General features: G+C 45.0%; 4 protein-coding genes and 1 pseudogene. All 5 read left to right on the top strand.

Annotated elements, in window-relative coordinates; translation table 11 throughout:
- The first annotated feature begins 175 nt into the window (after positions 1 to 175).
- Entirely contained in the window at positions 176 to 622 is a 447-nt protein-coding gene (locus ACTHUE_RS16820) for a DNA/RNA non-specific endonuclease (protein ID WP_070646392.1), read from the top strand.
- A gap of 2 nt (positions 623 to 624) precedes the next feature.
- On the top strand, positions 625 to 1,053 hold the full coding sequence (locus tag ACTHUE_RS16825; RefSeq protein ID WP_002233344.1) for a hypothetical protein: 429 nt from the start codon (positions 625 to 627) through the stop codon (positions 1,051 to 1,053).
- Positions 1,046 to 1,237: a hypothetical protein gene (locus ACTHUE_RS16830; protein WP_107792511.1), complete on the top strand. Its 192-nt coding sequence runs from the start codon at positions 1,046 to 1,048 to the stop codon at positions 1,235 to 1,237. The genes ACTHUE_RS16825 and ACTHUE_RS16830 overlap by 8 nt, the downstream gene beginning before the upstream one ends.
- Positions 1,195 to 1,779 (top strand): hemagglutinin repeat-containing protein, encoded by a 585-nt coding sequence (locus ACTHUE_RS16835; protein WP_440403284.1) that lies wholly within the window; start codon positions 1,195 to 1,197, stop codon positions 1,777 to 1,779. The genes ACTHUE_RS16830 and ACTHUE_RS16835 overlap by 43 nt, the downstream gene beginning before the upstream one ends.
- Positions 1,748 to 1,855: pseudogene (locus ACTHUE_RS16840) on the top strand (adhesin); the annotation flags it as partial. The gene ACTHUE_RS16835 and the pseudogene ACTHUE_RS16840, both read left to right, overlap by 32 nt.
- Between the last annotated feature and the right edge of the window lie 154 nt (positions 1,856 to 2,009).

The raw sequence follows: 2,009 nt of genomic DNA on the forward strand, positions 1-2,009 counted from the left end.
CGCAAAGCCATCTGAAGGCGATGTGTTTGAACCTTTTGAAAGCGGCTAACAGGCTAAGTGTGCCTGTTGCTGCTTAAAAGGCGGCCGGATGCCTGATTATCAGGTATCCAAGGGGGATTATGGGGGTATTTGAGTAGAATCAGTAGATATTTGAAACAAAAACAGCCGAAAACCTGTGTTAGGTTTCGGCTGTCGGAGGAAAAGGAATTTTGCAAAGGTCTCAGCCGGAGAGTTTGAATATATATACCAAACTGATCATCTTGGGCGGTTAAAAACATGGGAAGCACAAGAGCTTCAGTTAACCAAACGTTCCGACAGGCTTCATCATAACCCTAATACTCCGGGAAAACTCAGTGGTGATCATGCTGGTCATTTGGCGGGAGATAGATTTGGCGGGTCTCCAAAGTTAGATAATCTGGTATCCCAGCTTAGCGGAGTTAATTTAAGCAATTATAAAATTCTAGAAAATGAATGGGCAAATGCATTAATGGAAAAGAAACGCGTAACGGTAAATGTTGATATACAATACAAGGGAAATAGTTTAAGGCCAGATCATTTTGTTATTCAATATGAAATTGATGGCATTAAAAAAGTTGAAAAGATTTACAACACAGGAAAGTAAAAATGAAATTTGAAGATAAGATATCAGAAATACAAAAACGTATGCTTAGCTTGGCACTTGAATTTTCAGGAGAGGGGGTTACCGCTGTCTATATATATGGTGCAAGGGAAAGAAACGTATTGTCTTTTGATGCTTTTTTTAAAGTGGATAATAAAATTATGAGAAAGGAGTCTTTTAATACAAAAGAGATTCAATGGCAGTTTCTTAATCTTGGAATGGAAGATTATTCGGAACTATGCTCTGTCTTTGCCGAGAATCATCAGGAAATTCCAACTCAGTTGAAACTCATATATGACAATGTAAATCAGAAAGCATCCGCTAATTATTCATATGAAAAATTTTTCTCGCATAGAGATGATTTAACACCGGGTAATATTTTTGAACAATGGTTTAAAGAAGAAAAGCAAAAAACAGAAAACCCGTATGGCTAATCATGATTCCATAATGCAGATTAAAGGCAGCCCGAAACCCCATTCAGGCTGTCGTTTGCATTTGGGCACGCTGGCTTTCAGCCTGCTGCTCGGTTTCGGTTCGACTCTGATTGTGCCCGCCGCCGCCGCAGCAGCACGCAGGTGCAGGATGGCAGCAGCGCCGAAGCCGTCGGCAGCTCGCTGACAGCCGGCCGCCATCTCAGCATCCGTGCCACCGAAAGCAACATCGAAGCCAAAGGCGCACAAATCTCCGCCGAAGGCGATGCCCTGCTGTATGCCCGCGACGACATCCGACTGCTGGCCGCGGCCGACAGCCGCCGGCAAACCGGCAGCAGCAAGCGCAGCGGTTTCTCCATCGACAACCGCGACCATATCACCCCCTTCGGCACCTTTAACGATCAGGGGCAGGCTGCGGGCGAGATCGGCAGCATCAGCGGCAGCACCCTGTCCGTGGGCGGTAAAACCCGTCTGCTTGCCGAAAAAGGCAATATCGCCGTCAGCGGCAGCAGTCTGGTCTCCCAAGACGACCTGCTGCTTAAAGCCGGCGGCGACATCGACATCCGTGCTGCCGAACACCGCCAAAGCCAGAGCGAGCGCCAAGTTTCTTCCGGCATCGGCAGTGCCGTTATTTCCGACACCGAGCACTTTAGCGGCTGGATGAAAAACCGCCGCGAGAACGAGGGCGAAAAGGAACAACCGTTACCTTGGCACAGGAACAACGCCTGACCCAACATTAAATAACTTAAATATTAATTTAAAAGGCAAGCCAACAGAGTTAAAATTTAAATTCCCTGCTAGATAAGGATGTTTTAATGAATTTAGAGACAGCAGAAAATATTCAATGCGAATTTGAGTATTTAGCATTAGATGGTTATTTTCCAATGCATTTTGCATCGCATGGTCAAGGAAACAAAGATTGGCAATTTGCAGTTGAATTCATATATAGATTATTAATA

The organism is Neisseria sp. P0021.S005, from assembly GCF_051956955.1.